Origin of the sequence: Halorubrum sp. AD140 (genome assembly GCF_034497445.1) — an archaeon.
In the GTDB taxonomy this organism is placed as follows: Archaea; Halobacteriota; Halobacteria; order Halobacteriales; family Haloferacaceae; genus Halorubrum.
This window is the reverse complement of sequence record NZ_JAXRUU010000353.1, coordinates 1-1,016: the sequence shown is the minus strand read 5'-3', so window position 1 is coordinate 1,016 and position 1,016 is coordinate 1. Positions and strand designations below refer to the sequence as shown.

Annotated in this window: 1 protein-coding gene; it reads left to right on the top strand. The window is 68.9% G+C overall.

Annotated features, from left to right (window positions below):
* On the top strand, positions 1–979 hold a 979-nt coding region (locus U4E84_RS18800; RefSeq protein WP_322533564.1), incomplete at its 5' end, for a hydroxymethylglutaryl-CoA synthase.
* Positions 980–1,016 lie beyond the last annotated feature (37 nt).

Genomic DNA, 1,016 nt, shown 5'->3' with positions numbered 1-1,016 from the left:
CGGCACGCAGGCCATCGACGACGCGTACAACTGGATCCGCGCCGGTCGGAACCGCGACCGTCCCGCGATCGTGATCACCACGGACACGGCGCTGTACGCCTGCGGCGACCCCGGCGAGGCGACGCAGGGCGCCGGCGCCGTCGCGATGCTCATCGACGAGGAGCCCTCCGTCGTCGAGCTGTCGACCGATCAGGGGTACGGCTCGAAGGACGAGACGGACTTCCTGAAGCCGAACCAGCAGTTCCCCAGCGTCGACGGGAAACGGTCGGTCCAGGTGTACCTCTCCCGGATGCGCGAGGCCTTAGAGGACTACGAGTCCGTCACCGAGGACATCGACTTAGAGGACTTCGCGTACGCGCCGTTCCACACGCCGTTCCCGGGGATGGTCCGGAAGGCGGCGCTGTTGGCGTACCGGCACGTCATCCGCGACACGGCCCACGAGGACGCGCTCGCCGACGAGATCGGTCGCCAGCCCCGGGAGGCGGAGTACGAGGACCGCGAGGCGTACGAGGAGGCGATCCGCGGGTACATGGACGACCTGAAGACCACCGAGCAGTACCGGACGTGGTACGACACGGTCGTCGAGCCGACGCTCGGGCTCTCGCGCGAGGTCGGCAACTGGTACACGAGTTCGGTCCACATCGCCCGCGTCAGCGCCCTGCGAGACGCCCTGACCCGCGACCGCGGGTTCGTCGGCGACACGCTGCTCGTCGCCTCGTACGGCTCCGGCGCGCAGGCCGAGATTCACGCCGAGACGATCCGCGAGGGGTGGCGGGCCGAGATCGAGGGGATCGACATCGACGACCAGCTCGACGCCCGCTACGACCTCACGTGGGAGGAGTACGAGGACGTCCACGACGTCCACGAGTACGACGCGGACCTCGGCCGCGAGGTTGAGGAGTTCACCCAGCCCGACGGGGAGTTCGTCTTCACCGGTTGGGGCCGGATGAACGAGCGGCAGTACGAGTACGTCGAGTAACGCCGCGGCCCCTGCGTTCGGCCTCGTTCCGATCCGC